Origin of the sequence: Robbsia andropogonis (assembly GCF_000970345.1) — a bacterium.
GTDB lineage: Bacteria > Pseudomonadota > Gammaproteobacteria > Burkholderiales > Burkholderiaceae > Robbsia > Robbsia andropogonis.
Genome location: NZ_LAQU01000209.1, coordinates 1 through 898 on the forward strand (window position 1 = coordinate 1; position 898 = coordinate 898).

The following is an 898-nucleotide window of genomic DNA, read 5'->3' on the forward strand; positions in this document are numbered from 1 at the left end:
GAAGTGCGCAAGACCCAGGCGGCGCTGGGCAACCGGAGGCATTTTAAGCCGATCGTTCAAGGTGCATTCACGTGCCGAAGGCGGTTAGCACGCGACAATTCGATCTGCGTTCGCTGCAACTCCTCGGCAATCAGTGTGGTGTCGGGCAGAACCATTTGATACTCGGCCGCGAGAACCTTATTCGGTAAGTTCTCTAATGCATAGCGCGCCTCGGCACTGCCTTTCTCAGCGCACAGGATCAAGCCGACCGGGGGATTTTCACCTGGCTTCATCCAATGCTCACGCGCATAGTTGAGATACATATGCATCTGTCCCGCGTCGGCATAACTGAACCGCCCCACCTTCAAATCAATGACGATTAAGCACTTCAAACGCCGGTGGAAGAACAACAGGTCGACGCGGAACCAGGCGTCATCGATACGCAATCGACGTTGTCGTCCTACGTAAGCAAAATCGTCACCCAACTCCAATAAGAAGTCCGCGAGATGCTGTATCAGCCCCTCTTCCAGATCAGACTCTGAATACTGGTCTTTGAGATTGAGAAATTCGAGCACGAACGGGTCACGAAGTGCCTCTTCCGGTGTCATCGTCTCGGAGGCCTCAGCAGTAGCGGCTTGGTCGAGCAGTGCGGCTTTGTTTTTTGATAGCACAAGCCGTTCGTAGAGCTGCGAGCCAATTTGTCGGTCCAACTGCCGCACTGACCACCCCTCTCGTAACGCCTCGCGCTCGTAAAAATCACGCGCCTCGGGGCGTTTAACAGAGAGAAGACGCACATAGGCAGACCACGGCAAGGGGAAGCGCTCGCGGAGTACGTGCACATCCAAAGCAACGCCGTCGGCAGATTTTCCAGACAGTGTCTGGAAAATCTCCTCAAGTGGCCAAGCGAGATGGAAGGCTC

General features: G+C 55.0%; 1 protein-coding gene. It reads right to left on the minus strand.

What is annotated here, in order from left to right:
* Positions 1-56 precede the first annotated feature (56 nt).
* Positions 57-898: PDDEXK nuclease domain-containing protein (locus WM40_RS27180; RefSeq protein ID WP_046154665.1), on the minus strand; the 842-nt coding region annotated here is incomplete at its 5' end.